Below are 24,805 nucleotides of genomic sequence, written 5' to 3'. Positions count from 1 at the left end.
CAAATCGCTTTGCTGCGGGGGCAAACGCCCACCAGCGCTACTCTGTCCAAGACCAAGCAAGGGGACTACTACATCAACATTGCTGTTGAGCTGGATACTCCCCCGACTGGCAAAACTCCAAAGGTGATCGGAGTTGACTTGGGCAGGCGGGATATCGCCACCGCTAGCAACGGACGCTCCTGGAGTGGAGAGCACATCCAGGCCGTCCGTGACCGGTTCAGCCGTGTACGCGCCAAGGTTCAATCCAAACGCACTCGCAGCTCTAGGAGGTTGCTGAGAAGGCTCTCTGGGAGAGAACGGCGCTACCAGACATGGCTGAACCATAACATCAGCAAAACCTTGGTCAGGGATGCCCAGGCTATTGGTGCGGCACTGGCTTTTGAAGACTTGACAGGCATCAGAGATTGCTTGAATCAGAAGTCTCGAAGTAAGGCTGAGCGGCGCAGGACTAACAACTGGGCGTTCTACCAGCTCAGGATGTTTGTGGCCTACAAGGCTGCCATTGCTGGAGTGCCTGTGGTACTGGTGCCGCCCGCCTACACCAGCCAGACCTGCCACAAATGCCTGCACATCCACCCTGAGCAGGGCAAGTCCTATCGCAGTGGCAAGTCGTTCAAGTGTGGGCACTGTGGATGGGAAGGAGATGCTGACTATAACGCTGCTCAAGTAATCTCTCTCCTTGGGGCGACTGTAAACTCGCCTGAAATTCCGAAACTTAGCTGTCCTCTGGGGCCGCTAGGGATTGGGATAAAGCCCGCACCCTGCGCATAGCACGGGTGTCGGGTAGTTTACTGTCTTCGATGACCGGGCCCTCGGGGATCCCACATCTCCTGAAGCGGAAAATGGGGGGACGTCACCGGCCCACAAAGTATCTGGCAACACAGCTGGCTGCCCCTCTCTCTGATGTAGTGGGGATGGGGTTGGCCATACCAATCGAGATAAACCGGCCTGCAACCCTCATTGCTCCCGCCATCATCTGTCTGGATCAGGGGGATCAGCCCTCACTTGGGCCACTATGAAAATCATTGGAGTTGAGTCAATGTTGGAGTCGCAGAGGGTGGTTCAAAGTGGGTTATCTTCCCCCGCTGTTTCGGGCAAGCCCGTTCTGGAGTTGCGCCACGTCTCGCTGCAGTACCCCACCAAGGGATCCCCAGTCACGATCATCCGCGACGTCAGCTTTTCTGTTGCCCACTCGGAGTTTGTCTCCATTGTTGGGCCGAGCGGCTGTGGCAAGACTTCTCTTTTGAAGATGATGGCCGGCCTGAACACTGACCATGGCGGCACCCTCTACTTTCAGTTGCAGCCCATCGCTGGCCCCCTGAAGAGTGTGGGCATGGCCTTTCAAAACCCGGTGCTGCTGCCCTGGCGCACAACCCTGGAGAACGTGTTGCTGCCGTTGGAGGTGGTAGAGCCCTACAAGCGCACCTTCAAGCAAAACCTGGCCCAGCACGAGAAGTCGGCGCTGGAGCTGCTGGCCACCGTGGGCTTGGAGGGTTTTCAGAAAGCCTATCCTTGGCAGCTTTCCGGGGGAATGCGGCAGCGGGCTTCCCTGTGCCGCGCTTTGATCCATCAGCCGGAGCTGTTGCTGTTGGACGAACCTTTTGCTGCTCTGGATGCCTTTACCCGCGAGGATATGTGGGAAATGTTGCAACGGCTGTGGATGCGCACCGGCTGCACTGCTATTCTGATCACCCACGACTTGCGGGAAGCAGTTTTCCTCTCCGATACCATTTATGTGATGGGGCCACGACCGAGCGAGATCATCTTTTCCCTCAAAGTGGATCTGCCCCGTCCACGCCCGCTGGAGATCTGCCTGACGGACGAGTTTCACCACTTGGTCTCGGAAGTGCGCAAGCACATTCGGCGCAGCTATTAGGCTAAACAGCCATTGGCCTAGTCAAGCCTGGATAGACTACTGCCCAACTCTGCCGAGGGATCCCGATGAAAAAATCATTTGACCGATTTTTGCAGACCAAAGCGGCTTCTGTTGTTTTACCTGCTGCCACCATCGTTTTGACCCTTGTGCTCTGGCAGGTGGGGGTGGGGCTGTTCAATGTTCCTCGCTTCATTCTGCCGGCGCCCACCGAGATCCTGGCAGCCATGAACCAATGGAGCCCGGTGATTCTGCGTCACTCCCTAACCACCCTCACTTCGACGCTGCTGGCCTTTGTGCTGGCTTTGGTGGGGGGGATAGTGCTTGGAGCGATCATCGGCAGCTCTCGCCTGGCCCATCTGTGTTTGTACCCGCTGCTGGTGGGGTTTAACACCATCCCAAAGGTGGCTTTGGTGCCACTGCTGGCGATTTGGTTTGGCTTGGGCACGATCCCGGCGGTGATCACGGCCTTTTTGCTGGCTTTTTTCCCCATTGCGGTCAATGTGGCGGTGGGGCTGGAGACGGTGGAAGCCGAAATGCGGGATGTGCTGCGCTCGTTGGGGGCCAGCTCTTGGGAGATTTTCACCAAGGTGGGGCTACCCCACAGCATGCCCTACCTGTTTGCCTCGTTGAAAGTGGCCATCTCCTTTGCTTTTGTCGGCTCGGTGATCTCGGAGACGGTGGCTTCTAACCAGGGGCTGGGCTACCTGATCGTGTCGGCCAGTTCTTCTTTTGATGTGCCTTTGGCCTTTGCGGGTTTGGCTGCCCTCGGCCTCATGGGTGTCTTGCTCTACACCTTTTTCGCGGCTCTGGAGCGCTATGTCCTGTCCTGGCGACAGTAGCATCTGCTCCAGGGGATCCCACCGATGCCTGAACAAGCTAGCCCAAATCTGGAAAAGTGGCCCGCACTGCCGGGTGGATGAGCTTGCCTGCCCTGACGTTTAGCCCTTTGGCCAAGGCCGGGTCTTGTTCCAAAGCAGCGGCCAGGCCAAGGTTGGCCAGCTTGAGGATGTAGGGGAGAGTGGCGTTGACCAGCGCTTGGGTCGAAGTCCAGGGAACGGCTCCGGGCATGTTGGGAACGCCGTAGTGTAGCACCCCGTAGGCTTCGTAAACCGGCTGGGCATGGGTGGTAACCCGTGTGGTGGCGATGCACCCCCCCTGATCCACCGCCACATCCACAATGAGGGAGCGAGGACGCATTTGGGCCACCAACTCTTCTCCCACCAAGACCGGCGCCCGCCTTCCCGGCACCAACACTGCCCCCACCAGCAGGTCGGCCTCGCGAACACACTCTTCCACGCTTTGGGCCGTGCTGTAGAGCAGCTCTACCCGCGAGCCAAAAATCAGCTCCAGCTCGTTCAGCCGCTGCAGGTTAATGTCCAAAATCTGCACCCGTGCCCCCAAGCCTACGGCCATTTTGGCCGCCTCAGTGCCCACGGTTCCCCCGCCCAGGATCACCACCCGCCCCGGCGGCACCCCCGGGATCCCGCCCAGCAACACGCCTCGCCCCCCCTGTTGTCGGGTCAGGTAATGGGCGCCAAACTGCACCGAGAGCCGCCCGGCAATCATGCTCATGGGCATCAACAAGGGCAGGGATCCATCCGCCCATTCCACCGTTTCATAGGCGAGGCAGGTGGCTCCCGACTGCAGCAGCGCCTGGGTCAGCTCGCGGCTGGCGGCCAAGTGCAAATAGGTAAACAGGATGAGGTCGGGATGGAGCAGAGGATACTCGGCAGGCAAGGGCTCCTTTACCTTCACCACCAGCTCCTGCCGGTAGATCTCCTCAGGAGTGACAGCCAGCTTGGCCCCCGCTTTTTGGTAGTCCTCATCCGTGAAGCCCGCCCCCTGGCCTGCTTGGGTTTCCACCCACACCTGATGCCCCTGCTCGGTCAAGGCCCGCACCGCCGCCGGTGTCAGCCCGACACGGAACTCTTGCTCTTTGATCTCTTTGGGCACGCCAATTCGCATAGGGATCCCCGTAGGGCTGCTTTCCAGTCTAGACAGACTCTCTCCCCGATGGGATCCCTGGCCTGAGCAGGAGAGCGAAAATCGTAAAGTTTTGTGCGCGATCTGTCGGGGCAAGCAATCGCCAGGCTAATTTTGTTAGCTCAAGATTTCAAGGGCAAACCTAGATCTCTTGCCATGATTGGCACGAAAACAAGACATAACAGCCTCAGAAAGCCCAATTTTCTTGCTTGCGCTTATCCCCAAGAGCAATGTTAATATCTATGTCACGAAGTCTCCGTACTCCCTCGCGAACGCACCTTGAAAACTGCATGGATTCAAGCTTTTCCGGGGGTAGGGTTGATCCCTACCTTTTCCCCGCAAGGGGACGGAAACCTACATGATCTCCACGATCAACTAGTTCAAAGTCCAACGTTGATCCCTACCTTTTCCCCGCAAGGGGACGGAAACGCCCCAAACCTGGGGGTACCCAGAAGATTCAATTGTAGTACGTTGATCCCTACCTTTTCCCCGCAAGGGGACGGAAACGTCGGTTTAACAGGTACTTAACCCGCTCTTGAGCACGTTGATCCCTACCTTTTCCCCGCAAGGGGACGGAAACTTCAAATTCGGTGCTGCCGATGGAAAATACCTGCTCGCCGTTGATCCCTACCTTTTCCCCGCAAGGGGACGGAAACGCCTCTTCAGCCATGTAGGCAAGTTCGTCCGGCGTCCGTTGATCCCTACCTTTTCCCCGCAAGGGGACGGAAACGCAGCAGCCGTGGCAAGGCCACGGATCGCAAACAGAGGTTGATCCCTACCTTTTCCCCGCAAGGGGACGGAAACAGGAAGGTCTTGTGGAATAACTCCACTATCATGTAACGACCGTTGATCCCTACCTTTTCCCCGCAAGGGGACGGAAACTGCCAGTAGGGTGTGGTTAACCTATCAAGAGTACCTAGTTGATCCCTACCTTTTCCCCGCAAGGGGACGGAAACCCCCCTATTAGGCAGGTGAATCACAATAACCTGCTCTAAGTTGATCCCTACCTTTTCCCCGCAAGGGGACGGAAACACGCTGGGGCTCCGCCCCTCGTTGTCAAGACCTGGAAGGAGTTGATCCCTACCTTTTCCCCGCAAGGGGACGGAAACTTCCCGAACCTTATCGGCGTTAATGGGAACTATTTCACTCGTTGATCCCTACCTTTTCCCCGCAAGGGGACGGAAACATATTAGAGGTACGGGCAGCGCTTTGTGAGGCGTACCCAAGTTGATCCCTACCTTTTCCCCGCAAGGGGACGGAAACTCTATTTCAGCCCACTCAAAGGGCTTATTGACAAACTCCAAGTTGATCCCTACCTTTTCCCCGCAAGGGGACGGAAACGGTATAGTCGGAGCCGCTTCCCGAGATTTATTACAGGTTGATCCCTACCTTTTCCCCGCAAGGGGACGGAAACTCCACTGGTGTCCCGGGTAGGTGGAGTGAAGCTAACTCGTTGATCCCTACCTTTTCCCCGCAAGGGGACGGAAACATCATACGACCTCCCTTGTACGGGAATAAAGAACAGTTGATCCCTACCTTTTCCCCGCAAGGGGACGGAAACTCGCCAGGGGACTGGCTTTTCGCTTTTGCCTTAATGACGTTGATCCCTACCTTTTCCCCGCAAGGGGACGGAAACAATACGTACGTACTTCTCTGCCTTCTCCGATGCCTATGCGGTTGATCCCTACCTTTTCCCCGCAAGGGGACGGAAACTCTCGACATGGACTTTTTGTTTACTGAGGAACTTACGGAGTTGATCCCTACCTTTTCCCCGCAAGGGGACGGAAACGGTTGCACTGGCTTGTTAGGACGGATTTTAGGCCCCTTTGCGTTGATCCCTACCTTTTCCCCGCAAGGGGACGGAAACGGGTTCCGCCAGATTTCGACGTAGGTTGGTTGCTTGTTCAGTTGATCCCTACCTTTTCCCCGCAAGGGGACGGAAACCATCTTTGTAAATAAGACGAACTCCGTCCTTTGTAAGTTGATCCCTACCTTTTCCCCGCAAGGGGACGGAAACCTGAGCTACGCGAGGCGAGAGGAGAGAGAAAGGAAAGTTGATCCCTGCCTTCTTCGAGACATCCTTGAGAACTGAGACTGGCGGATTCTAGGGTGGATCCCTAGCGCAGGAAACGGGCCAGCAGCACCAGTCCGATGCCGCCGAACAAGATGTTGAAGCTCCAGGCTGCCGCCCAAGGGGGAAGGGCTCCCACTTCTCCCAAGCTGCGAGACACGCTCAGAACCACGTAGTAGGCAAACACCAACAGGATCCCGAAGACGACGCCCCCGTAGCGTCCCACCCGCCGGGCAGTGGTGGATCCCAGGGGTAGCGAAATCAGCACGGCAAAAAAGCTGGCCAAGGGCAGGGAGAAGCGCATGTGGAACTCGGTGCGCAGAGCCTGAGTATTGAGATTGGAGCGGGCCAGGCGGGAAATCCGCTCTGCCAGCTCCGGCAAGCTCAACTCGCTGGGGGGAACCGGCGGCTGCGTCAGGGTAGCCAGATCCTGAGAAACTTGCAACGGCTTGCGATGAAACGTTTGCTCGGCAATGCTGAGGCCGGTGGGGCTGTAAAGGTGGGTTGCCCCTTCGCTCAGGCTCCACTCCAGTCCATTCCACACTGCCTGAGCGGCCAAGGTCACTTCCGCCAACTGGTATTTGCCCCCCGGCAAGGGATTCACCCGCAAAATCGTAACATCTTGCATCGTATTTAACCGGGGATCCACTTGGCGGATGAAGAACCAGAGGTTGTCTTCGGTTTTGAAAAAGACATCGTATTGCACCGGGGTGGTGGCCTGGGCCAGCAAAGCTTGCTGATCGATCTGGCGGATTTGCTGTTTACTGGCCGGCAGCAGCACGTTGCTAATGAAAAAAGCGCTCAAGCTCATGGCCAACCCCACCAGCAGCAGGGGCCGGAAAATCCGGCTAAACGGGATCCCGGCTGCCCGCATAGCGGTGATCTCGCTGTTGCCGCTCAGCTTGCCCAAGGTGAGCATGGTGGCAAAGAAGGCGGCAATGGGCATACCCAGCACCACCATCTCCGGCAGATCCAAAACCAAGAGGCGCAACACCGTCAGGGGGGGGACGGATCCCTCGACCAGCCGCTCGGCCAGGGTAAACAGTCGGCCCACCAGCAGCAGCAGGGTTCCCCCCGCAACACCGGTCAGCACTGGGGTGAGCATCTGCCCAAATAGATAGCGCTCCAGCAGCCAGAACTTGGTGAGCAACCGTGCCATGTTTGAGAATTGAAAGGGATCGCCCTCATCCCCATGGAAGAGACGGGTTGCAATGGCCGAAAAATCGGCAGCAAAAGCCCTGAACCAGGCTCATCAATGCATTCTCGCTCAAGGGCTTGGGGCAGGTGGGGGAAACGACTCTGTTTTGTCGGCAGGATCCGAACGCGGCCTAGGAGAGTTGAGGGGAGGTTCGGACTCGGGATCCAGCTCGGCCCCCCAGGCGGCCAGGTAGGCCCGCTGTTCGGGGGAAAGGCGGCGAGCCTGGCGGAAATCTGCCCCTGCCACGATAGCTCCGGTGTAGGCTCCGGTCTTAAAATCCGGCTTTTGCCCCGGCTGAGCGGGGGAAGCCGTCTGAGGGGATCCCACAAACAGCAAAGCGCGGTAGAGATCGGCCCCGCGCAGGTCGGCATTCCGCAAGTTAGCTCCGCACAGATTGGTGTGGCTGAGATCGCAGCCGCTCAGGTTGGCCCGCTCCAGGCTGGCTTCGCTGAAATCCACCGCTCGCAACAGGGTGCCATGCAGGTCGGCTCCCTCCAGCATCGTGCCCAGGTTGACCACTCGGATGCCGTTCACGCGATCCCGCTGGTAACCCCCTTTGCCGTCCAGAATGGGTCGGCCCAGGTGTTCGTCTCGCCGCAGAGGGCTGAGCAGGTTAGCGGTGGAGAGAAAGCGCAGGATCTTGGCTTTGCCGAAGCGATCCACCCCGTTCAACAAAGCAGCCGTGCGCCCGGCAGCAATGGCCCGCTCCAGGGGCCAATCGTCCAACTGCCCATCGGGAGACAAGACCAGGTTGGAAATGCCTTCAAAGTAGGCGTCGATGGTCTGCTGCTGGGTGATGATATTCTGCTGAATGGTGAGATCGCGGGAGATGATGTACTGCCGCCAGGCGATGTAGGCGGCCAGGATGGCGATCAAGATCTGGCCTGTGGCCCCAAACACTTCTCCCAAAGCCCCAATCGCCTCCCAACTCAGGGATCCCAAGGCAGAAAACAACCCGCTCCCGGCAATCCCTCCCATCACGGCCAAGCTGAGGGCCACTCCCGCCCAGGCCAATTGAGGCCAAGTGGTCAGCCACTGCCAAAGACGGCGTCCGATCTGAGCCCAAAGCGATCGCCCCCACCAGCCCGCCAGGCCCAGCCAAGCCAGCACCGCCCCCCAGCCCAAGACCGGCTGAGCCATCAGCTTTCCCAAGAGCAGCAAGAAGGCCGGGATCCCCAACAGCAGCAGATGAATCAGGGGTTGCCACGGTGAGACCGGAGACAGCAGGATCTCGGATTCAACCAGCGGCGGCTCTTGGGGCAGATGTTCGGGGGCAAGGGTTCTGTAGGTCATGGCGCAAGAAAGGATGATACTCTAGGGCTAGTGTCAGATTTGCAAAAAAAGCCTGCGTTAGTCCGTATTTAGAGTTGGAGAATAGGGCAGGCCCCTGCCTGCTCAGTTTGGTAAGATGACCTCGGCTTTCCTTCTCTAGCCCAGCCTGGTGTGGGGATAACCACTATGATCTCTTCCTTACTGTTCATATTGCCTATTAGCCTGCAGCAATGTGGCGAACACCAATCTACAGCAGTCCTGCCCGGCTTGCGGGTGCAGTGTTACCGCTGGGCAATGCTGGTGCGGCTGGCGTCCTCTCTGCTACTCGGCACCACCTTACTGCTAGCAGCCAAATTGGATCCTGGCTGGGCGCAAACTTCCCTGGACACTGGTATTACCGGCGAGCAGACCCTGCCTCAAGCTCCCCCTCTCCCGGACAATCGCCCGGCTATTTTTGTGGATGCGGCCAACGGCAGCGATACCCGTGGGGATGGATCCCGCAATAACCCCTTCAAGACGATTACTTATGCCATTCAGCGGGCTGAGGCTGGCAGCGTCATTCAGCTTTTTCCCGGGGTATATAGCGAGGAGAGCGGCGAAACCTTCCCCATCCGTCTGAAAGCCGGCCTCACCTTGCGTGGGGACGAGTCCACCTTGGGAGAGGGCTATCTCATCACCGGCGGCGGTACCTACATGAGCCCGACCCTAGGCCGACAAAATGTTGCTCTGCTGGCAGAGACCGGCGCAGAAGTGCGAGGAATTACCCTGCGCAACCAGGGGCGGCGCGGCTATGCCCTCTGGGTGGAATCTGCCTCCCCGCGCATTCTCAACAACAGCTTTGTGGGCAGCATCCACGATGGGATCTTCATTGCTGGCGCTGCCAATCCCTGGGTAGAGGGCAACCGCTTCTATAAAAACGGGGCCAACGGCATTTCCGTTTTGGGCACCTCCCAGCCCACCATCGTCAATAACCTGTTCCAAGAAACCGGCTTTGGCCTCACCATCGACCAACGCTCGGCGCCTGTTGTGCGCAACAACCGCATTCTGCAGAACCGTACCGGCGTGGTTGTCGGGGGCAGCTCCAGGCCCATCCTGCGCAACAATCTCATCGCCCAGAACTTGGAGACCGGCCTCACTGCCATCACCAACGCCCAGCCGGATCTAGGCACGGCCACGGATCCCGGCAACAACATCTTTGAGGGCAACGGCCAATACGACATCCACAACGCCACCCGCGGCCTGCGCATCAATGCCAACGGCAACCAACTGCGGGGCAAAGCCAAAGGGGATCTGGATCTGTCCGGTCAAACCACCGTCGCCGCTCTCCCCGATAGCGCTCCCCGCCCCATTGCTCCTGGCACTTTGGCTCTGCCCAGTGCCCCGTCCCAGCCGGCTACTCCCAGGGATCCCCGGCCAGCCGCTGAGACCCCCTCCACCTTACCGGTTGTGACGGTGCCGCAATCGACGGATCCCAGCCCAGTTGCCTCTCTATCGGGATCGGGGGGGCGCGTTTTGCCCAACGTTCCTGCCCAGCCGGCGGACACTCAACCCCAAGTGCAGGAGTTTGTTGCCGTCCCCTTCACGCCAGATGGCTCTACCGCACCTGCTCAGCCGGTTGGCCCTGCCCCCGCAGCTCCTGTTCCCAGGCCACCCTCGGCTCCCCTCACAGATATCACCACCCTTCTGCCCCCGCCGGCCCGTCGCTCATCGGCAGGGATCCCGGCCACTCCCTCTGCTCCCACTACAACTCCAGTTGCCCCCCCTGTGGCTGCTGTGGGCTCGGCAACCCAATTTCGCGTGTTGGTGACCCCCAAAAGCAGCGATGACTTGAACCGATTGCGGCAGCTCATCCCCGACGCGGTGGAAACGGTTTTCAACGGCAGAACAGTGTTGCAGGCGGGCCTGTACGACAGTCGCAGCCAGGCCCAGTCGGTCTTGGATCGGCTGTTGGATGCCGGCTTTGAGGCGGTTGCCGAGATGATTTTCCGCTAGCGACCCCCCACACTGCCGGCTTGCTTCTCCATAGCGGTACGAGGGAGCTTTGATCCCAGTTCTTTGGCGGGGTGGCCAGCCATTGAGCCCAAGTCTCCTTGGTCGCTGGCAAGGGAATTGACTACAAGTGCTTGCCAAGAGCGATGACGGCTCGAACACCCCCTCTCTAGTCCAGCGGATCCAGTCGGTAGCGGCTGAGCCAGTGATCCAAATGCACTTCCTCCTCATCCAGCAGTTGGGCGTTGATCAACCCCCGTTTGAAGGCAAGACGGATGGCTCGCGCCCGCAAGCTGAAGGTGGTTCCCCACTCGTCGCTCTCAATTTGGTCGTTGCTGACTTCTAACTTGTCGTAGAGGTTGCGCAGACGGTTGGTTACCCCTCGGCGGGACAAAAAGCGCCGTGCAGCAATGGCTTGGTCGGTGAGGCCGAGGGCAATGTCGATCAACACTTCGTACTCGGCGTCGCTGAGACCGGTAATTTTGTTTTGTGAACGGGAATCGACTCCGCGCACCTCTCGGTCGATCACACATTGCTCATCCTGCACCACTGCTTGGATAGCGCTGACCAATTTTTCATCGGTGCAATTTTTCAAAAGGTAGCCATAGACGGTTTGCGGAGGCACGATCTTGTGCAGTTCCCGCACATAGACTTCATCGGCAAAATGCGACCAAAAAATGATGCGCGTGCTGGGGCACTCTGACCAAACCTGCCGCGCTACCTCGATCCCGGTCATCTCAGGCATGCGAATGTCCATCAACACAAAGTTGGGGTGGTGCTGACGGTAAAGTTCCAACGCCTCTCTACCATTCGAGGCTATATACACCGGGCCGAACTCAGGCAAATGTTGTGTTAGCAGGCTATGAACATGCTGACGGTAGAGAGCGTCATCTTCAGCAAGGAGGGTACTCACGGGCCTTTATCAGAATTACCGAATACTTTCTTTTCACTACCTAACTCTAAAGACACCCACAAGGGAAGATAAGGCACTATTGAGCAGTACTCAATGGAGCAAGGGATCCCCTCCGCCGGCTATGAGTAGCAGCTCCGAAAAAGGATTTGGCCCCGCTCTGTCCTGTGGAGGTTGCGGTTTCCCCATAGCGCTCACGCAAACGGCCAATGAACTTCTCCACCGCAGACGTCGAAAACTTTTGATAAGCAGCAGTCTATGCTGTTTCTACGGCAGAGGCCAAAAACGCCTCGATCTCAGAGCGTTGGGGCAAGCTGGGTTGGGCTCCTGCACGGGTTACAACCAAGGCAGCGGCGGCATTGGCAAAACGCAGGGCTTCCCTCAGGGATCTGCCGGCAGCCAAACAGGCAGCTAAGGCCCCACAAAACCCATCTCCGGCAGCGGTGGTATCCACCACCTCCACGGGATGGGCGGGCCAATGGCCACTTTCTTCCCCATCTGCCCAGACCAGCCCTGCCCCTCCCAAGGTGAGGATAACGGTTGGGATCCCGTGCTTCTGGAGCTCCTGAGCGATCTTTTGGGCTTGTTCCGGCGTCTCCACAGGAGATTGGGCAAGGGCAGCCGCTTCGCTTTCGTTGAGCACCAAGTAGCGCACCTGGCGCAACAGGGATCCCGGCAGGGGCACCACAGGGGCTGGATTGAGCAGGACGGGGATCCCTTGGGCAAAGGCTTGCTCTGCCACCGCCTGCACCGTGGCCAGGGGGATTTCCAGTTGCAGCAGAACCATCGCTGCCGGCGTCCAAGGAGGCAGCTGGGCGGGGGTGTAGCGACTGTTAGCGCCGGGGCTGACCACAATCCGGTTTTGCCCTGCTGGATCCACAGTGATCAGAGCGATGCCGCTGGGCCCTTCCAGCTCCCGCAGGTGGTGGGTATCGACGCCGTTCTGCTCCAGGTTCTCTTTCAGCAGGCGGCCAAAGCTGTCAGATCCCACTGCCCCCCACATCTCCACCTGGGCTCCCGCCCGTGCCGCTGCCACCGCTTGGTTGGCCCCCTTGCCGCCAGGGTAGGTGGCGTAGTCGGATCCCAGCACCGTTTCCCCAGGCCCAGGATGGCGTGGTACCTGCACCACTAAGTCCAGATTCAAGCTCCCCACTACGCGAACTAGGGCTGTCATTGGCTAGCTGAAAAACGGTGCCCTAGAGGTAGCTCATTCTAGCTCCCACCACTTGGTTGGAGAGCTTTCCACCTTGGAGAGGATTGGCTAGCTTGTGAGGGGGTGACGCGGAAACAAGCCATGCTGCTGACCACTACAGACGTGCTCCAAGGTAGAGAGGTTGAGCGTTACTTGGGCATTGTTACCGCCGAGGTAGTTTATGGCACCAATGTTCTACGGGACTTCCTTGCTGCCCTCCGCAACATCATCGGGGGACGCACAAGAACCTATGAAGAAGTTCTCGAGAATGCCCAGAAAAAGGTTTTGGAAGAGTTGGAGCAGCGAGCCAAACGTTTGGGAGCAAATGGCATCCTAGGCGTTAGCATTCATACCAACATGAGCACGACAATGATCCTCGTTACCGCCGCCGGCACCGCCGTCAAGCTGCGCTAGAACCTTTAGGCCAGGCTCTCCATCAATGCCTCGTCGATCTCAAAGTTGGCGTAGACATTTTGCACATCATCCAAGTGGTCCAGCCGCTCCATGAGGGTCAGTACCAGCTTGGCTGTCTCGGGATCCTCCACATGCACCTCCGTAGAGGGGATCCAGCGGATGGCCGCCTCTTGCACCTGGTAGCCTTCTTTTTTGAGGTAGGTGGCCACCTGCTCCAGCAGGGTGTAATCGCAGTAGACTTCTGCGTCGGTTCCCTCTACCTTGAGATCCTCCCCGCCTGCTTCGGCTACCGCTAGCAGCAGAGCTTCGGGATCTGTCACCCCCTCTAGGCTAATCACCCCTTTTTGCCGGAACAGCCAGCTCACGCAGCCGGCTTCTCCCAAGCTGCCGCCGGTTTTGCTGAAGGCTTCTCGCACCTCGGCAGCCGTGCGGTTGCGGTTGTCGGTCATGGCTTCGATCAACACAGCCACCCCACCGGGGCCGTAGCCCTCGTAGCGAACTTCTTCCAGGGGGCTGTCGTCGCTCCAGTTGCCGGCTCCCTTGGCAATGGCTCGTTCAATGTTTTCGCTGGGCATCCCCGCTGCTTTGGCTTTCTCCACTGCCGCCCGCAACTGAAAATTCCCATCCGGATCTGGCAAGCCGTTGCGAGCTGCCACGATGATGGCCCGCGAGAGTTTGGTAAAGAGGCTGCCCTTTTTGGCATCTACACGGGCCTTTTGCCGTTTAATGTTGGCCCACTTGCTGTGTCCTGCCATGCCGCCACACACCAGTCAAGCAATGAATTGGAGGGATCCCTCCACTTTTGAAGCCTAGATCACCTCGGCTCAGGACTCAACCCCGCGACAACTGGGAGGGCACTGGCCTGGTCACAAATTATAGTTAGTTATTTCAAACAGCAGTGAAACGGTTCGTTATGTCGATTCCTAACTCCCTCTCCCAGAGAGAAACTGGGGGTAAGGGCAGCGGCGCGGAGCGCTTGGGGAGTATCTCAATCTGGTTTGAAATGACTATAACGAGGGATCCTTCACAACCCAGGCTCAGCTACCCAACAAACCCATCAGGGCTGAATCGGCTGCCGCTGGATCACATCCCCTTGGGGCGGAGGCGGAGGGGCTGGGGTTTCTTGAGGGGTAGGCGTTGCCTCTATGGGAGGAGTTTCCCCAGGAGGCGGGGGCAGAGGGGGCACAGCTTCTCCAGGCACAGGCCCAGGTGTAGGCGTGGGGGTTGGAGATGGAGTTAGAAAGGGCGTCACCTGTCTCAACAGCTCGGCATAGAAAATCCCATCTTGCTCCGGCCCAAAGCGGCCCACTTCCCAACGGTGACGAGGCACAAACATTGTTTGCAGCAGCACTTCCCGGCTGACAAAAGCGGGAGTACCCGAGAAGACGTAGCCATCGACAATGACCCGATTCAGATCGGGCCGAGTTTGAAACACCCGATCCACCTCCCGCAGCATCTCCGTATCCAGCCGCCCCAGCAGAGTTTCCAGAGTGTCTTCAGGTCTGATCAGTACCCGCACCGAAAAGCGGTAATCTTCGCAACGATAGTCCCCACAGATCTTGACCAGCTCGTTACGCACCCGGATTTGTGCCCCAGGATCCAAATTGCGCCCTGGCACTAAGACTTCCTCCTGGGGTTGCTGTTCGACCGGCTGGGCCCACAGTTGGAGTTGACTTGCCCATCCTGCCCAAACCAGGGATCCGAAAAACAAGCCAAATCCCAAGCCTTTCAGGGGAAGGCTCCAACCCAGACTGCCCTGCTCAGAGCGAGGTGAAACGGGGGGCTCACAATCCTGGATCGGGCTGTTCATAAAGCGTTGACCGATTCTTCAGCGATGGCTACCGCCAAATCTACCCGACATCGGCCAGAGAGGCACTAGGCAGGGAGAAAAATAGGGTATTGGCCTCGGATCAGTTTCAAAACAGGGGCAGAAGAGAAGCTTTGACCAAGAAAACTGGGTTGCAAGCCCCGCCCTAAGGCCTACGGCCCGCTGACGCGACCAGGGCGGCTTTGTGCTATGGTGTTGAACGAACTCCGCCAACTTGAATAGGGCGCAGTGTCAACAGGGAAAGTATCTGGGAGTTCATCCCAGTAGGTGGCGTCATAGCATCCCCCACCACTTGCAAGGGTGGTGTAGCTCAGAAAGTTAGGAGTCATCCTGCAACCTGGGAAAGAATCCTTGCCATTTAGGGCAGGGAGAATGTCAAGCGATGGGCCTGCAGCTCCACTATCGTACTTGGGGAGAAGGGATCCCCTCCCTCCCAATCTTGATGCTCCACGGCCATCCGGGCAATGCCGACTGCATGGCGGTATTTGCAGAGGCAGTGGCGGGGATCCACCCCTGTGTGGCGCCAGATCTGCGTGGCTACGGGCATTCCCAGGTGACGGATCCCTTTGAGATGCAGGATCACCTAGAGGACTTGGAGCGGCTGCTGGATCGCCTGGGCTGGCAGGCGTGTCTGGTGCTGGGCTGGTCTTTGGGCGGGATCCTGGCCCTGGAGTTGGCTTTGCGGCTGCCGCAGCGGGTAAAGGGTTTGGTCTTGGTGGCCAGTGCCGCCTGCCCCCGCAGCAACCATCCCCCCACCGATTTTTGGGATCAGGTCAACACCGGCGTTGCCTCGCTGCTCAACTGGCTTTGGCCCGGCTGGGAATGGAACATCGAGACCTTTGGCCGTCGCTCCCTTTACCGCTACCTGATGCAGCAACAGACCCCAACGGCCTATCGGTATTTGGCGCACATGGCCTTGCCCGCCTATCTGCACACCTCCCCCCAGGCTCGCCAAGCTCTGCGCGCCGCTTTGCAACGGGGCTACAACCGCGAGGGAGATCTGCACCGAATTCGCATCCCGGTACTGCTTATGGCCGGCGAGCGGGATCGCCACATCACCGCCAACAGCAGCCTGGCCACAGCCCGCGCCCTGCCCCACTGCACCTGCATTGTCTATCCCAACGTGGCTCATCTCTTTCCCTGGGAGATCCCCGACCGGGTGGGACAGGATCTGCGCCGCTGGCTCAGCGCTCAAGACTGGGCAAGTGGGATCCCGGTGGTTGGCTCTTCCGCTCCCTCTGCAGACAAGGCGGCAGAAGCCTGACCCTGGGCCAACTTCCGCAGCCGGGCAAAGGCCTCTTCCTCTAGATGGATCTGCTGCTGCTGTTGTTCTTCTGGGGTGCGCAGGCGCTTTCCCAACGGCTGTTGCAGCGTGCCCAAGAGCAACGGCTCGGAAACTCCCGGCTCGGGATGGATGACGGTGCGGGCCCGCAAGGTGAACACCGGCGAACCGGTGGAGAAGCGGCCCGGGGATCCCAAATCGCTGGCCGCCTGCTTCAGGGTGAGGATCAGTTGCTCTGGGGTGATATCCGGGCTGACAGCAATAACCGCTCGATCCGCCCCTTGGTCATAGACGGTGGTGTAGGGGGCAGCACCGGGAATGCGGGAGCGAAAGATCGGCCCCAAGCTGAGGGCAAAACATCCCGCTGTTAAAACCAGCGCAAACGCCGTGTAGCCCACCAGCGCAAACTTCAAGGGCCAATTGCGGATCCAGGCCAGCAGGGTGAGCATAGCCAGCAAGCCTGCTAGACCTAGCCCAATTTGGGTGGCAGAGGCAAAGAAAGATTCCAAAGTTGCATCCATGATTCCCCAGTTTAGCGGCTAGAGCTTCATCTCTAGGATGCAGAATGAGCCCGATTCTGGCTGCCCTATCTAAGGACTCCGTCCCGCTGGCACCCTGCTCCAGAAAGGCTTGGCTGGTTCTATCACCAAACCCCTGTGAGAAGAGGCAAGACGGATCAACCTACCAAACACAGAAAGCGGCGAGCCCTACAGATTTGAGGAGCATGGGCAAGGTCGGATTCGAACCGACACGGTTTCCCGCCGCATTTTGAGTGCGGTGCGTCTACCAGTTTCGCCACTCGCCCGACCTGGAAACATTATCCTACTGAACTGGCGAAACCTCGTCAACCAATCCTCCCAACCCTAGTTGCGGCGGTCTTTCTCCAGTTGCTGGGCCTTTTGCCGAAGCTGGCGGGTTTGCTCCATCACCTCCTCCAGATCCTCGTGGGATAGCCGCTCGACGTAGTTGATCTTGATCTCTTCCAGCAAGTCTTGCAGGAGAGAGCGAATTTCCTCCAAAGCGTGCTCCTGGGTGAGTTCTCGTGCCAAGACTTCACCAAACCGCTGCATCAGTTGCGCTGCCAGCTTGGAGCCAACGGGATCCTCGAAACTGCCCGTTAGGGTTTTGTAGGTGGTGGTAGTCAGCTCGTTGGCCAGGCGCTCCGTCAGTTGGCTGGGCAGGGATCCCAGGCCGGGAAGCTGTTTTAGAGTTTGCATGGCAGGCAACTGCTTGAGCAGGCCATCCAGGTTGTAGCGGAGCAGTTGTTGCAGCTCCGGTTGCACCTGGGGCAAAACGCGGTAGAGAACAATGCGAAAAACCAGGTTGGCAATCGCCTCCAGCTCGTTGGTGTTGTTGATGTCGATGTAGTCCCGCGGGGTACGTGCTGCCGGCAGTAGGGGCAGGGATCCGCGCTGAATGGATCCCTGGATTTGGTTAATCACCCGCACAACAATGACTTCCGTCAGGTCTTCGGCGAAGTTGGTGACAAAGCCTTGGCTCACCTGAGCGCGTACCCGCTCCAGATCCAGCAACTGCGCTTGTCCCAGCCGGATGGTGACGGGGATCACCCGCAGCCAGCGCCAAAAGGGCAGCAGCAACAGCACATCGTACCAACGCCAGAGCATGGCATCCAGCCAATTGACGCCGGTGTAGCGGCGGCTGATGGCCACCGTGCGCAGCAAAAATTCCAGCCCAAACAGAAGCACGAAGGGAAAATCCAGCACCGGGAAAAAGTCAACAGGGTTACCGCTCTCACCAATGGGGCGGAAATAGTTGGTCTCGAAGAGGGGGCGCAGCCGGGTCTGGAAAAATTCAATTCCATCTGCGGGATCGGCGCCGGCCAAGTACTCAGCAGTCCAAAAGCGGGCAAAGGCGGCTCTGGCGGAGTCGGCTTCTGGGATGTGCTCCCGCATCAAGTTGAGGATACGCACAAACTGGCCGGTTTTGTTGGCGCCCTGAAAGGGGTTGGTCTCGATCATCTCGTCGCTGAGCTCCCGCAAGCGGGCCAGGATTGGTGCTGCCGCTTCCGACTCCACGCCAAACCGCAGGGTAACCTGGCGCAGCTCATCCACCAAGGCCAAGTAGCGCTGGGTTTCGGGGTTGGGCTCAATGCCCTTGATGGGGTCGTATAGGTCGGTCACCGGAGAACGGCTGGTTTCTTCGGAAAGAATCGGCAGCGGAATAGGTGGGCCAAAGGCGCCAAAAATTTGCACCCGACCCTGGAGCCAAAAGTCTCGCCCAGGCACGTAGCTCATGTCGAAGAGCACCAAGCACAGATTGCTCAGGGCCAGCAGGGCCATCCCCTTCTCGTAGAGGAGCAGCCAGCGGCTTCGCCCCCTGAGGACAGAGCGTCTGAGAATCCGTTGAGCAGCGTTCAAAGGACTCCGTCTCGGCCTTGGGTCAACCGGTTGGTTTGAGTCAGCCTTAGTCTACCACCCCTGGGGTGAGCCACCCTTAGCTCGAGCAAGCTGTAGTGCAACCTGGCCAAAATGCCGCCAAATGGCCTCTGCCTGTGGCCCCACCTGGCGCAGAATCCAACCCTTACAGATGGGATCCGGAGACTTGACCAGCCAGTGTAGGGGCTCTGTCCCGCTGACGCAAACGGTCGGCCAAGGGGGCTCCGGCCAATCCCCCAGCAAATACAAGGATCCCCAACAGAGGTGGAATCCCAGCACCGACGCGGCGGAGACTTGTCGATGGGGAAAGTGCAGATCCATGTGTTCCTGCAGCCAGAGTTTTCTCCCCTCGGGGGAGGATGGGATCCCAGCAGTGACCCAAACTTGCAAGCAGTTGGCAAGATGTTCAAACTGCCAGCGTTCGTCCATGGCCAGCCGTCCGGCAGTCCAGATCTCGGCATAGGCCAGGCGGGCTGTGGGATCCAGTTCGATCTGCACCTGCTGGCGAAAGTCTGCCCCTGCCCCCGGAATGGTCGGGTGAGGGATCCAGATCAATTGGCTGGTGGAGGCCAGCTTGACCCTGACCTGTTGCCGAATCAAGCCGGGATGTAGCCGCGTTGCCCCTTGGGTGCGAATTTCCAGCGCCGAGCCTGGCCCCAGCCCGATCTCGATCCGGTGGCGATCCCCACCCAGCAGGCCGCCGTTGGGGTTGCGCAGGTAGTACACAGGTGGCTCCCCAGGGGATCCCAGCCATTGCAAGGGAGCCTGAGAATACTCCCAAATGTGGGTATGGTCGCCTCGGCGGGTTGCCTTCAAGATGGCCTTACCGAAGTTCACAGGCGGCTCACCGAGGGGGGGTCGGCCTTGATGGGGCGAAACAGCACCTCCCGCTCCAGCCAACTGAGAACCTGCTCCAGCCCCTCACCCGTGCGCAGGTTGGTAAAGACAAAGGGCCTATCTCCCCGCATGCGACGGGCATCCCGTTCCATCACCCCCAAGTCTGCTCCCACATAGGGAGCCAGATCGATCTTGTTGATCACCAGCAGGTCGGAGCGGGTGATCCCCGGCCCGCCTTTGCGCGGGATCTTGTCCCCTTCGGCCACGTCGATGACGTAAATGCAGGCGTCCACCAGCTCAGGGCTGAAGGTAGCCGCCAAGTTGTCCCCCCCCGACTCCACTAAGATGAGATCTAGGGGGCAAAAGCGGCGCTCCAGCTCCTGAATGGCGTCTAGGTTGAGGGAGGCATCTTCCCGAATGGCGGTGTGGGGGCAGCCGCCGGTCTCTACGCCAATGATCCGCTCTGCCTCCAGGGCCTTGGCCCGCACCAAAAACTCGGCATCCTCGCGGGTATAGATATCGTTGGTCACCACCGCCAAAGACAGGTGGTCCCGCAGCGCCAAGCAGAGCTTTTCCACCAAAGCGGTTTTTCCAGATCCCACCGGGCCGCCAATGCCAACCCGTACCGGCTGGGAAGTTTGCGCAACTTTGCCCGACATCGGATACCTGCTCCTCTTTTTGGGCATTCTAGAACCAGATGCTTGCAAGGGATCCGAGTATGGTTCGGCTTTTGGTGGCAACTGCTGTGGTGCTGGTGGGATTTTTGCTGGTTAACCGCCTCTATCGCAACCCGCTGAGTTCGGAGCCGAGACCAGAGCAAGCCAGCCCAGAAGCTGCCCAGCAAGGGATCCCTCAAGGTGGGCCGCTGCAGATTTACCAATCGCGGGATCAACTGCAGCAAACCCTCAACCAAGGGGCCACAGCCACCCAGCAGCAGGTGGAAGCCGTTGAGCAATCCTTGGGCAATCCTTGACCCTTGACAAGTAAGAAGGGAGGCAGGTGCCTGGCTTCAGGCGGAGAAGGGATCCCTCCCCCAGACTGTGAAGCGCCCCTCAGGCTTGGGCGGATCCCCCAGACGCGCTAAAGTCGAGAATGCTGCAATTTTTATAGACCGTCCATGCGGATCCCTCCTGTTACCCCAGAGAAAGCCGATAAGCAACTGCAAAAGGTTTACGAAAGCCTGGAAAAAACCTACGGCACCGCCCTGAACCCCTTGCAGGTGATGGCCCACAAGCCCCAACTGATGCGAGCCGTGATGAACCTGTACGGGGCGCTGCACACGGAAAACCCCAACCTGCCTGAAGAGCTGAAGGAGCTGGTCAGCATCCGCATTGCCCAAATCAACGGCTGCCGCCACTACTGCCTGCCCTACCATACCCTGCAGGCGCAGAAGCACGGAGCTACCCCGGCCAAAATTGCGGCGGTGGCCCAGGCCCGCACCAGCACCCTCTACACCGAAGCGGAGAAGCTGGCCATCGAGTACGCCGAGCGGATGACCGTGCCCAGCATGGTGGTCACCGATAGCTTCTTTGCCCAGCTAAAAGCCATTTGGTCAGATGAAGATCTGGTGGAGCTATCGGCTTGGATTGGCTTTATGAACTTCTGGACTAAGGTGATTGCCGCCCTGGATGTGCCTTTGGATCCCATCTTTGCCGAGCAGCTTCACGTCTCATGAACAACCGGCAAACTCCCCTCTCTCAGGGGGGTAAGGGATCCCGACCCAAACCCTCCACTAGGCCCAGTCGTCTCGCGTGCTAAAGCTGCGGTCGTACACCTGGCCGCGGGCATGGATCTGGCGAGTCCGGGCGAACAGCTCTTCTTCGCTCAGGCCCCACTGTTCCAGGATTTGATCCAAATCCCGCTGCAGATCCCAGGCACCGGGAAAACCGTGGTAACGGATGCGCAAACGGGCAACTTCCGCCAGCACCCACTCGGAGAGGGGCCTCTCCTGAGCCTGCACCATCAGCTCATCGAGCGCAGCTCGGTCGGTGGCATATTGCGGATGTTGCTGCTCTCGTCGGGATGAGCCATTCGAGGGTGAACGGGATACAGCCATCGGCCTCCCTCCTTTTTTCTCACTCTAGCTGAGTTCCCCTGGAGACTTTCAATATCGAGGATTGGGATCCTTGATGGCATGGGATCCCGAGAAGGCAGAAGAAAACCGCTATACTGCAAATGTTGCAGACCATGAACATTCTTCAGTTGCGGAGGCGGCGGCTATGCCCATGCCCATGATCGAGACCCGTACCGACCGGATGTTGCTCAACTTTGGGCCGCACCATCCCTCCATGCATGGGGTTTTGCGCCTGCTGGTCACCCTAGACGGTGAAAACATCGTCGATTGCGAACCGGTGATTGGCTACTTGCACCGCGGCATGGAGAAAATCGCCGAAAACCGCACGGTGGTGCAATACCTGCCCTACGTCTCCCGTTGGGACTACGGGGCCGGCATGTTTAACGAGGCCATTACCGTCAATGCCGTTGAGAAACTGGCCGGGATCAGCGTGCCCAGACGGGCCAGCTACCTGCGGGTGATCATGTTGGAGCTAACTCGTATTACCAACCACCTGCTCTGGTTTGGCCCCTTCTTAGCAGATTTGGGCGCACAAACTCCCTTTCTCTACGCCATGCGGGAGCGGGAGTGGATCCTAGACTTGTTTGAAGCCGTCACCGGCATGCGCTTGATCAACAACAACTATTTCCGGGTAGGCGGCGTAGCAGTGGATTTGCCCTACGGCTGGACGGAAAAATGCCTAGACTTTTGTGAGTATTTCCTGCCCAAAGTGGATGAGTACGAACGGCTGGTGACCGACAACCCGATTTTCCGCCGGCGGCTGGAAGGGGTGGGAGCCATCTCCAAGCAAGACGCCATCAACTGGGGTCTGTCGGGTCCCATGTTGCGGGCCTGCGGCGTCAACTGGGATCTGCGCAAAGTGGATCACTACGAGTGCTACGACGACTTCGACTGGGAGGTGGCCGTTTACCCCGAAGGGGATTGCCTGGCCCGCTATCGGGTGCGCATGAAAGAGATGCGCGAGTCCTGCAAGATCGTGCAGCAAGCGGTGAAGGCTCTGCCGGGCGGCCCCTTTGAAAACCTGGAAGCCAAGCGGATGCTGGAGGGGCCGAAGTCGGAGTGGAACAAAGGGGACTACCAGTTCATCAGCAAAAAGCCTTCCGCCAATTTCAAGATCCCCAAGGGGGAAGCCTACGTGCGGGTGGAGAGCGCCAAAGGAGAGCTGGGCATTTACATCGTGGGAGACGACAACGTCTGCCCGTGGCGCTGGAAGATCCGTCCCCCCGGCTTTGTCAATTTGCAGGTACTGCCTCAGTTGATTCGCGGCATGAAGGTAGCCGACATGATCGCCATCCTCGGCAGCATTGACATCATCATGGGCGAGGTGGATCGCTAAGATACTTACGGAAAGCGAGGACAAAGGCGATGGCCTGGGCGATCTTGGTTCTGCCGCTGTTGATTGTGTCTGTCATTGCTGCGATTATTGGCCCCAAGCAATGGGCTAAGTACCAAGAGGAAAGGCGCCGCCGCGCGGAAGAGCTATCTGATGCTCGCCTTCAGGCCATCATCCAGCAGGAGCTACGCCGCCGTAACCGTCCCCCCCAATCGGATCCCAACGGGAAAACTTAGCTACAGGGATCCCGAACCCTACCTGACCAACCGTCTCTAGGGAGCTACTCACCCCCATGACAAACGCTGGTATCGATCTACAGCTTGGCTTCGAGACTGCCCTACAGAACCTAGGCTTGGGAGCAGGTGCAGCCCATGCCCTCTGGATGCCCCTGCCGATGTTGCTGCTGATCATCGCCGCCACCTTGGGGGTGATGGTCATGACTTGGCTGGAGCGCAAGATCTCGGCAGCAGCCCAACAGCGGATTGGCCCCAACATGGCCGGCCCTCAGGGGGTGCTGATCCCGATTGCCGATGGCATCAAGCTGCTGACCAAAGAAGATGTTCTGCCCATCTTGGCCGACCCAGTCTTGTTTACGCTGGGGCCGATATTGGTTTTCCTGCCCGTCTTTTTGTGCTACCTGGTGGTTCCCTTTGGCCAGAACCTATTGATCTCCAACATTGCCATTGGCGTGTTCTTCCTGATCGCCACCTCCAGCGTGCAACCCATCGGTTTGTTGATGTCGGGCTACGGTTCCAATAACAAGTACTCCTTGCTGGGTGGGCTACGCGCGGCAGCTCAATCGATCAGCTACGAACTGCCGCTGGCCCTGTCAGTGTTGGCCGTGGTGTTGATGAGCAACGGTCTGGACACTGTGGGGATCGTCGAACAGCAGAGCGGCCTGGGCATTCTGAGCTGGAATGTGTGGCGGCAGCCCATTGGCTTTGTCATTTTCCTGATCTCGGCTCTGGCGGAAACGGAGCGGATCCCGTTCGATTTGCCGGAAGCAGAAGAAGAGCTGGTGGCCGGTTACCAAACGGAGTACTCCGGCATGAAGTTTGCCCTGTTTTATCTGGGATCCTACGCCAACCTGCTGCTGGCTTCCCTCATTGCAGCGGTGCTGTACTTGGGGGGCTGGTCGTTCGTGGTGCCGGTGGAAACGATTGCCGCCTTGGCCGGGATCCCCTTGGATAACCCCTTCTTGCAGATCGGCGCGGCGGCCTTGGGCATTGTCATGACGATCGTCAAAGCTTTTATCTTCATCTTCTTGGCCATCCTGCTGCGCTGGACCTTGCCACGGGTGCGCATTGACCAACTGCTGGACTTGGGGTGGAAGTTTTTGCTGCCTGTATCCTTTGTTAACTTGCTGCTGACGGCAGCCCTAAAGCTCGCCTTCCCCACCTTTTTTGGGGGTTGAATGAGAAGTAAAGAGGCAAGAGAGGGAGAACATAGGTCATGACGTTTCTCAAGCGTGTCAAAGAATATGTGGGCGATGCCTTCCGAGCCGCCAAGTACATCGGCCAAGGGATGGGGGTTGTCTTCGACCACATGGGCCGGCGCCCGGTAACCGTGCAATACCCCTTCGAAAAGCTGATCCCCTCTGAGCGCTTTCGGGGACGCATCCACTTCGAGTTCGACAAGTGCATTGCCTGCGAGATCTGTGTTCGAGTTTGCCCAATTGACCTGCCGGTGGTGGATTGGGCCTACAACCCAGAGCTGAAGAAAAAGGAGCTTTACAGCTACAGCATTGATTTTGGGGTGTGCATTTTCTGCGCCAATTGTGTGGAGTTTTGCCCCACCAACTGCCTCTCGGTAACTGAGGATTATGAGCTGGCCGCCTACGACCGCCACGACCTCAACTACCATCAGGTGGCGATGGGCCGTTTGCCCTCCAAGGTAACTGAGGACCCAATGGTGACCCCACTGCGGGAGTTTGCCTATCTGCCCAAAGGGGTGATCGATCCCCACGACTTGCCTGCTGGATCCCAGCGGGCTAGCAAACGACCGGAGGAGATTCTGGCGGAAATGAGAGCGGCCAAAGCTGCTAAGGAAGCCGAAGCGAAAGCAGCCAAGGCTGCTGCGGAATAGCGTGACATACTCCCGCACTCATGCTGACGCAAAGCGCTCCGCGCCGCTGTCCGCCACCCCTAGCC

24 protein-coding genes, 1 tRNA gene and 1 CRISPR repeat array are annotated in these 24,805 nt (G+C 58.6%); of the genes, 12 read left to right on the top strand and 13 right to left on the bottom strand.

The genetic code is table 11. The features are described 5' to 3' along the window. The 3 genes from ACVWYZ_RS11825 to ACVWYZ_RS11815 form a co-directional block, all read left to right on the top strand. Positions 1-771: RNA-guided endonuclease InsQ/TnpB family protein (locus ACVWYZ_RS11825; protein WP_457467170.1), on the top strand; the 771-nt coding region annotated here is incomplete at its 5' end. 268 nt (positions 772-1,039) lie between these two features. Beyond that, the gene (locus ACVWYZ_RS11820) at positions 1,040-1,876 is read left to right on the top strand and encodes an ABC transporter ATP-binding protein (RefSeq protein ID WP_457467169.1); all 837 of its coding nucleotides are present in this window, start codon (positions 1,040-1,042) and stop codon (positions 1,874-1,876) included. A 65-nt stretch (positions 1,877-1,941) separates the two neighbouring features. Continuing rightward, positions 1,942-2,715: an ABC transporter permease gene (locus ACVWYZ_RS11815; protein WP_457467168.1), complete on the top strand. Its 774-nt coding sequence runs from the start codon at positions 1,942-1,944 to the stop codon at positions 2,713-2,715. A 37-nt stretch (positions 2,716-2,752) separates the two neighbouring features. Here ACVWYZ_RS11815 and ald read toward each other — a convergent pair whose 3' ends face one another. The 3 genes from ald to ACVWYZ_RS11800 all read right to left on the bottom strand — a co-directional run bounded on the left by ald (position 2,753) and on the right by ACVWYZ_RS11800 (position 8,421). Continuing rightward, positions 2,753-3,841 carry an alanine dehydrogenase gene (gene ald, locus ACVWYZ_RS11810; protein ID WP_457467167.1) on the bottom strand — a complete coding sequence of 363 codons (1,089 nt, stop codon included), beginning with the start codon at positions 3,839-3,841 and terminating at the stop codon, positions 2,753-2,755. Positions 3,842-4,176: 335 nt separating this feature from the next. Next, positions 4,177-5,876: direct repeats of the CRISPR family, unit length 37 nt; unit sequence GTTGATCCCTACCTTTTCCCCGCAAGGGGACGGAAAC. Between the two features lie 100 nt (positions 5,877-5,976). Further along, the gene (locus tag ACVWYZ_RS11805) at positions 5,977-7,089 is read right to left on the bottom strand and encodes an LptF/LptG family permease (protein ID WP_457467166.1); all 1,113 of its coding nucleotides are present in this window, start codon (positions 7,087-7,089) and stop codon (positions 5,977-5,979) included. Between the two features lie 108 nt (positions 7,090-7,197). Beyond that, positions 7,198-8,421, bottom strand: a complete 1,224-nt coding sequence (locus ACVWYZ_RS11800) for a pentapeptide repeat-containing protein (RefSeq protein WP_457467165.1) — start codon at positions 8,419-8,421, stop codon at positions 7,198-7,200. Between the two features lie 165 nt (positions 8,422-8,586). Here ACVWYZ_RS11800 and ACVWYZ_RS11795 point away from each other — a divergent pair, with 165 nt between their 5' ends. Next, the gene (locus tag ACVWYZ_RS11795; RefSeq protein ID WP_457467164.1) at positions 8,587-10,392 is read left to right on the top strand and encodes a DUF1565 domain-containing protein; all 1,806 of its coding nucleotides are present in this window, start codon (positions 8,587-8,589) and stop codon (positions 10,390-10,392) included. A 166-nt stretch (positions 10,393-10,558) separates the two neighbouring features. Here ACVWYZ_RS11795 and ACVWYZ_RS11790 read toward each other — a convergent pair whose 3' ends face one another. Further along, positions 10,559-11,302 (bottom strand): response regulator, encoded by a 744-nt coding sequence (locus tag ACVWYZ_RS11790; protein WP_414343332.1) that lies wholly within the window; start codon positions 11,300-11,302, stop codon positions 10,559-10,561. Positions 11,303-11,555: 253 nt separating this feature from the next. Then, a complete protein-coding gene (gene rbsK / locus ACVWYZ_RS11785; protein ID WP_457467163.1) occupies positions 11,556-12,473 on the bottom strand; it encodes a ribokinase in 918 nt (305 codons plus the stop codon). Between the two features lie 120 nt (positions 12,474-12,593). On the opposite strand from rbsK, the gene ACVWYZ_RS11780 reads away from it, so the two are divergent. Beyond that, complete coding sequence (locus ACVWYZ_RS11780) at positions 12,594-12,905, top strand: YbjQ family protein (RefSeq protein WP_414425718.1); 312 nt, start codon at positions 12,594-12,596, stop codon at positions 12,903-12,905. A 5-nt stretch (positions 12,906-12,910) separates the two neighbouring features. On the opposite strand, the gene ACVWYZ_RS11775 is transcribed toward ACVWYZ_RS11780, so the two are convergent. After that, positions 12,911-13,660: a YebC/PmpR family DNA-binding transcriptional regulator gene (locus tag ACVWYZ_RS11775; RefSeq protein WP_457467162.1), complete on the bottom strand. Its 750-nt coding sequence runs from the start codon at positions 13,658-13,660 to the stop codon at positions 12,911-12,913. A 302-nt stretch (positions 13,661-13,962) separates the two neighbouring features. Beyond that, positions 13,963-14,715, bottom strand: a complete 753-nt coding sequence (locus tag ACVWYZ_RS11770) for a hypothetical protein (protein WP_457467161.1) — start codon at positions 14,713-14,715, stop codon at positions 13,963-13,965. A 400-nt stretch (positions 14,716-15,115) separates the two neighbouring features. On the opposite strand from ACVWYZ_RS11770, the gene ACVWYZ_RS11765 reads away from it, so the two are divergent. Then, positions 15,116-15,997, top strand: a complete 882-nt coding sequence (locus ACVWYZ_RS11765) for an alpha/beta fold hydrolase (protein ID WP_457467160.1) — start codon at positions 15,116-15,118, stop codon at positions 15,995-15,997. Here the strand turns inward: ACVWYZ_RS11765 and ACVWYZ_RS11760 are convergent. The 5 genes from ACVWYZ_RS11760 to ureG form a co-directional block, all read right to left on the bottom strand. After that, positions 15,925-16,536: a Ycf51 family protein gene (locus ACVWYZ_RS11760; protein WP_414419582.1), complete on the bottom strand. Its 612-nt coding sequence runs from the start codon at positions 16,534-16,536 to the stop codon at positions 15,925-15,927. The genes ACVWYZ_RS11765 and ACVWYZ_RS11760 overlap by 73 nt on opposite strands. A 204-nt stretch (positions 16,537-16,740) precedes the next feature. Then, positions 16,741-16,820 (bottom strand) — tRNA-Leu (locus ACVWYZ_RS11755). A gap of 58 nt (positions 16,821-16,878) precedes the next feature. Continuing rightward, positions 16,879-18,393 (bottom strand): hypothetical protein, encoded by a 1,515-nt coding sequence (locus ACVWYZ_RS11750; protein WP_457467159.1) that lies wholly within the window; start codon positions 18,391-18,393, stop codon positions 16,879-16,881. A 51-nt stretch (positions 18,394-18,444) separates the two neighbouring features. Further along, on the bottom strand, positions 18,445-19,248 hold the full coding sequence (locus tag ACVWYZ_RS11745) for an urease accessory protein UreD (protein WP_457467158.1): 804 nt from the start codon (positions 19,246-19,248) through the stop codon (positions 18,445-18,447). Further along, positions 19,245-19,907, bottom strand: a complete 663-nt coding sequence (gene ureG / locus ACVWYZ_RS11740; protein WP_011432513.1) for an urease accessory protein UreG — start codon at positions 19,905-19,907, stop codon at positions 19,245-19,247. The genes ACVWYZ_RS11745 and ureG overlap by 4 nt, the downstream gene beginning before the upstream one ends. A gap of 59 nt (positions 19,908-19,966) precedes the next feature. Between ureG and ACVWYZ_RS11735 the strand changes: the two genes are divergently transcribed. Both ACVWYZ_RS11735 and ACVWYZ_RS11730 read left to right on the top strand, forming a co-directional pair. After that, positions 19,967-20,221 carry a hypothetical protein gene (locus ACVWYZ_RS11735; RefSeq protein WP_414331870.1) on the top strand — a complete coding sequence of 85 codons (255 nt, stop codon included), beginning with the start codon at positions 19,967-19,969 and terminating at the stop codon, positions 20,219-20,221. Positions 20,222-20,365: 144 nt separating this feature from the next. Continuing rightward, complete coding sequence (locus ACVWYZ_RS11730) at positions 20,366-20,923, top strand: carboxymuconolactone decarboxylase family protein (RefSeq protein WP_457467157.1); 558 nt, start codon at positions 20,366-20,368, stop codon at positions 20,921-20,923. 57 nt (positions 20,924-20,980) lie between these two features. On the opposite strand, the gene ACVWYZ_RS11725 is transcribed toward ACVWYZ_RS11730, so the two are convergent. Then, a complete protein-coding gene (locus ACVWYZ_RS11725) occupies positions 20,981-21,304 on the bottom strand; it encodes a DUF3288 family protein (protein WP_011432509.1) in 324 nt (107 codons plus the stop codon). Positions 21,305-21,473: 169 nt separating this feature from the next. Here ACVWYZ_RS11725 and ACVWYZ_RS11720 point away from each other — a divergent pair, with 169 nt between their 5' ends. The 4 genes from ACVWYZ_RS11720 to ndhI are packed head-to-tail and all read left to right on the top strand — an operon-like array spanning position 21,474 to position 24,740. After that, complete coding sequence (locus tag ACVWYZ_RS11720) at positions 21,474-22,658, top strand: NAD(P)H-quinone oxidoreductase subunit H (RefSeq protein ID WP_041437160.1); 1,185 nt, start codon at positions 21,474-21,476, stop codon at positions 22,656-22,658. Between the two features lie 29 nt (positions 22,659-22,687). After that, positions 22,688-22,891, top strand: a complete 204-nt coding sequence (locus ACVWYZ_RS11715) for a hypothetical protein (RefSeq protein ID WP_414331866.1) — start codon at positions 22,688-22,690, stop codon at positions 22,889-22,891. 56 nt (positions 22,892-22,947) lie between these two features. Further along, a complete protein-coding gene (gene nuoH, locus ACVWYZ_RS11710; protein WP_457467156.1) occupies positions 22,948-24,069 on the top strand; it encodes an NADH-quinone oxidoreductase subunit NuoH in 1,122 nt (373 codons plus the stop codon). A 38-nt stretch (positions 24,070-24,107) separates the two neighbouring features. Further along, positions 24,108-24,740 carry an NAD(P)H-quinone oxidoreductase subunit I gene (gene ndhI / locus ACVWYZ_RS11705; RefSeq protein ID WP_457467155.1) on the top strand — a complete coding sequence of 211 codons (633 nt, stop codon included), beginning with the start codon at positions 24,108-24,110 and terminating at the stop codon, positions 24,738-24,740. The last annotated feature ends 65 nt before the right edge of the window (positions 24,741-24,805 follow it).

The sequence above is a fragment of the Thermostichus sp. MS-CIW-37 genome (assembly GCF_054060065.1).
Note: the sequence above shows the minus strand (reverse complement) of the source record. Positions and strands in the feature narration are given on the sequence as shown.

Excerpts from the sequence above, each read along its gene's own strand:
- ACVWYZ_RS11780 (WP_414425718.1), top strand. The coding sequence starts at position 12,594 with ATGCTGCTGACCACTACAGACGTGCTCCAAGGTAGAGAGGTTGAGCGT.
- ACVWYZ_RS11815 (WP_457467168.1), top strand. The coding sequence starts at position 1,942 with ATGAAAAAATCATTTGACCGATTTTTGCAGACCAAAGCGGCTTCTGTT.
- ACVWYZ_RS11775 (WP_457467162.1), bottom strand. The coding sequence starts at position 13,660 with ATGGCAGGACACAGCAAGTGGGCCAACATTAAACGGCAAAAGGCCCGT.
- ureG (WP_011432513.1), bottom strand. The coding sequence starts at position 19,907 with ATGTCGGGCAAAGTTGCGCAAACTTCCCAGCCGGTACGGGTTGGCATT.
- ACVWYZ_RS11730 (WP_457467157.1), top strand. The coding sequence starts at position 20,366 with ATGCGGATCCCTCCTGTTACCCCAGAGAAAGCCGATAAGCAACTGCAA.
- ACVWYZ_RS11715 (WP_414331866.1), top strand. The coding sequence starts at position 22,688 with ATGGCCTGGGCGATCTTGGTTCTGCCGCTGTTGATTGTGTCTGTCATT.
- ACVWYZ_RS11725 (WP_011432509.1), bottom strand. The coding sequence starts at position 21,304 with ATGGCTGTATCCCGTTCACCCTCGAATGGCTCATCCCGACGAGAGCAG.
- ACVWYZ_RS11770 (WP_457467161.1), bottom strand. The coding sequence starts at position 14,715 with ATGAACAGCCCGATCCAGGATTGTGAGCCCCCCGTTTCACCTCGCTCT.
- rbsK (WP_457467163.1), bottom strand. The coding sequence starts at position 12,473 with ATGACAGCCCTAGTTCGCGTAGTGGGGAGCTTGAATCTGGACTTAGTG.
- ACVWYZ_RS11795 (WP_457467164.1), top strand. The coding sequence starts at position 8,587 with ATGATCTCTTCCTTACTGTTCATATTGCCTATTAGCCTGCAGCAATGT.
- ndhI (WP_457467155.1), top strand. The coding sequence starts at position 24,108 with ATGACGTTTCTCAAGCGTGTCAAAGAATATGTGGGCGATGCCTTCCGA.
- ACVWYZ_RS11765 (WP_457467160.1), top strand. The coding sequence starts at position 15,116 with ATGGGCCTGCAGCTCCACTATCGTACTTGGGGAGAAGGGATCCCCTCC.
- nuoH (WP_457467156.1), top strand. The coding sequence starts at position 22,948 with ATGACAAACGCTGGTATCGATCTACAGCTTGGCTTCGAGACTGCCCTA.
- ACVWYZ_RS11720 (WP_041437160.1), top strand. The coding sequence starts at position 21,474 with ATGCCCATGATCGAGACCCGTACCGACCGGATGTTGCTCAACTTTGGG.
- ACVWYZ_RS11735 (WP_414331870.1), top strand. The coding sequence starts at position 19,967 with ATGGTTCGGCTTTTGGTGGCAACTGCTGTGGTGCTGGTGGGATTTTTG.
- ACVWYZ_RS11820 (WP_457467169.1), top strand. The coding sequence starts at position 1,040 with ATGTTGGAGTCGCAGAGGGTGGTTCAAAGTGGGTTATCTTCCCCCGCT.
- ACVWYZ_RS11805 (WP_457467166.1), bottom strand. The coding sequence starts at position 7,089 with ATGGCACGGTTGCTCACCAAGTTCTGGCTGCTGGAGCGCTATCTATTT.
- ald (WP_457467167.1), bottom strand. The coding sequence starts at position 3,841 with ATGCGAATTGGCGTGCCCAAAGAGATCAAAGAGCAAGAGTTCCGTGTC.
- ACVWYZ_RS11760 (WP_414419582.1), bottom strand. The coding sequence starts at position 16,536 with ATGGATGCAACTTTGGAATCTTTCTTTGCCTCTGCCACCCAAATTGGG.
- ACVWYZ_RS11800 (WP_457467165.1), bottom strand. The coding sequence starts at position 8,421 with ATGACCTACAGAACCCTTGCCCCCGAACATCTGCCCCAAGAGCCGCCG.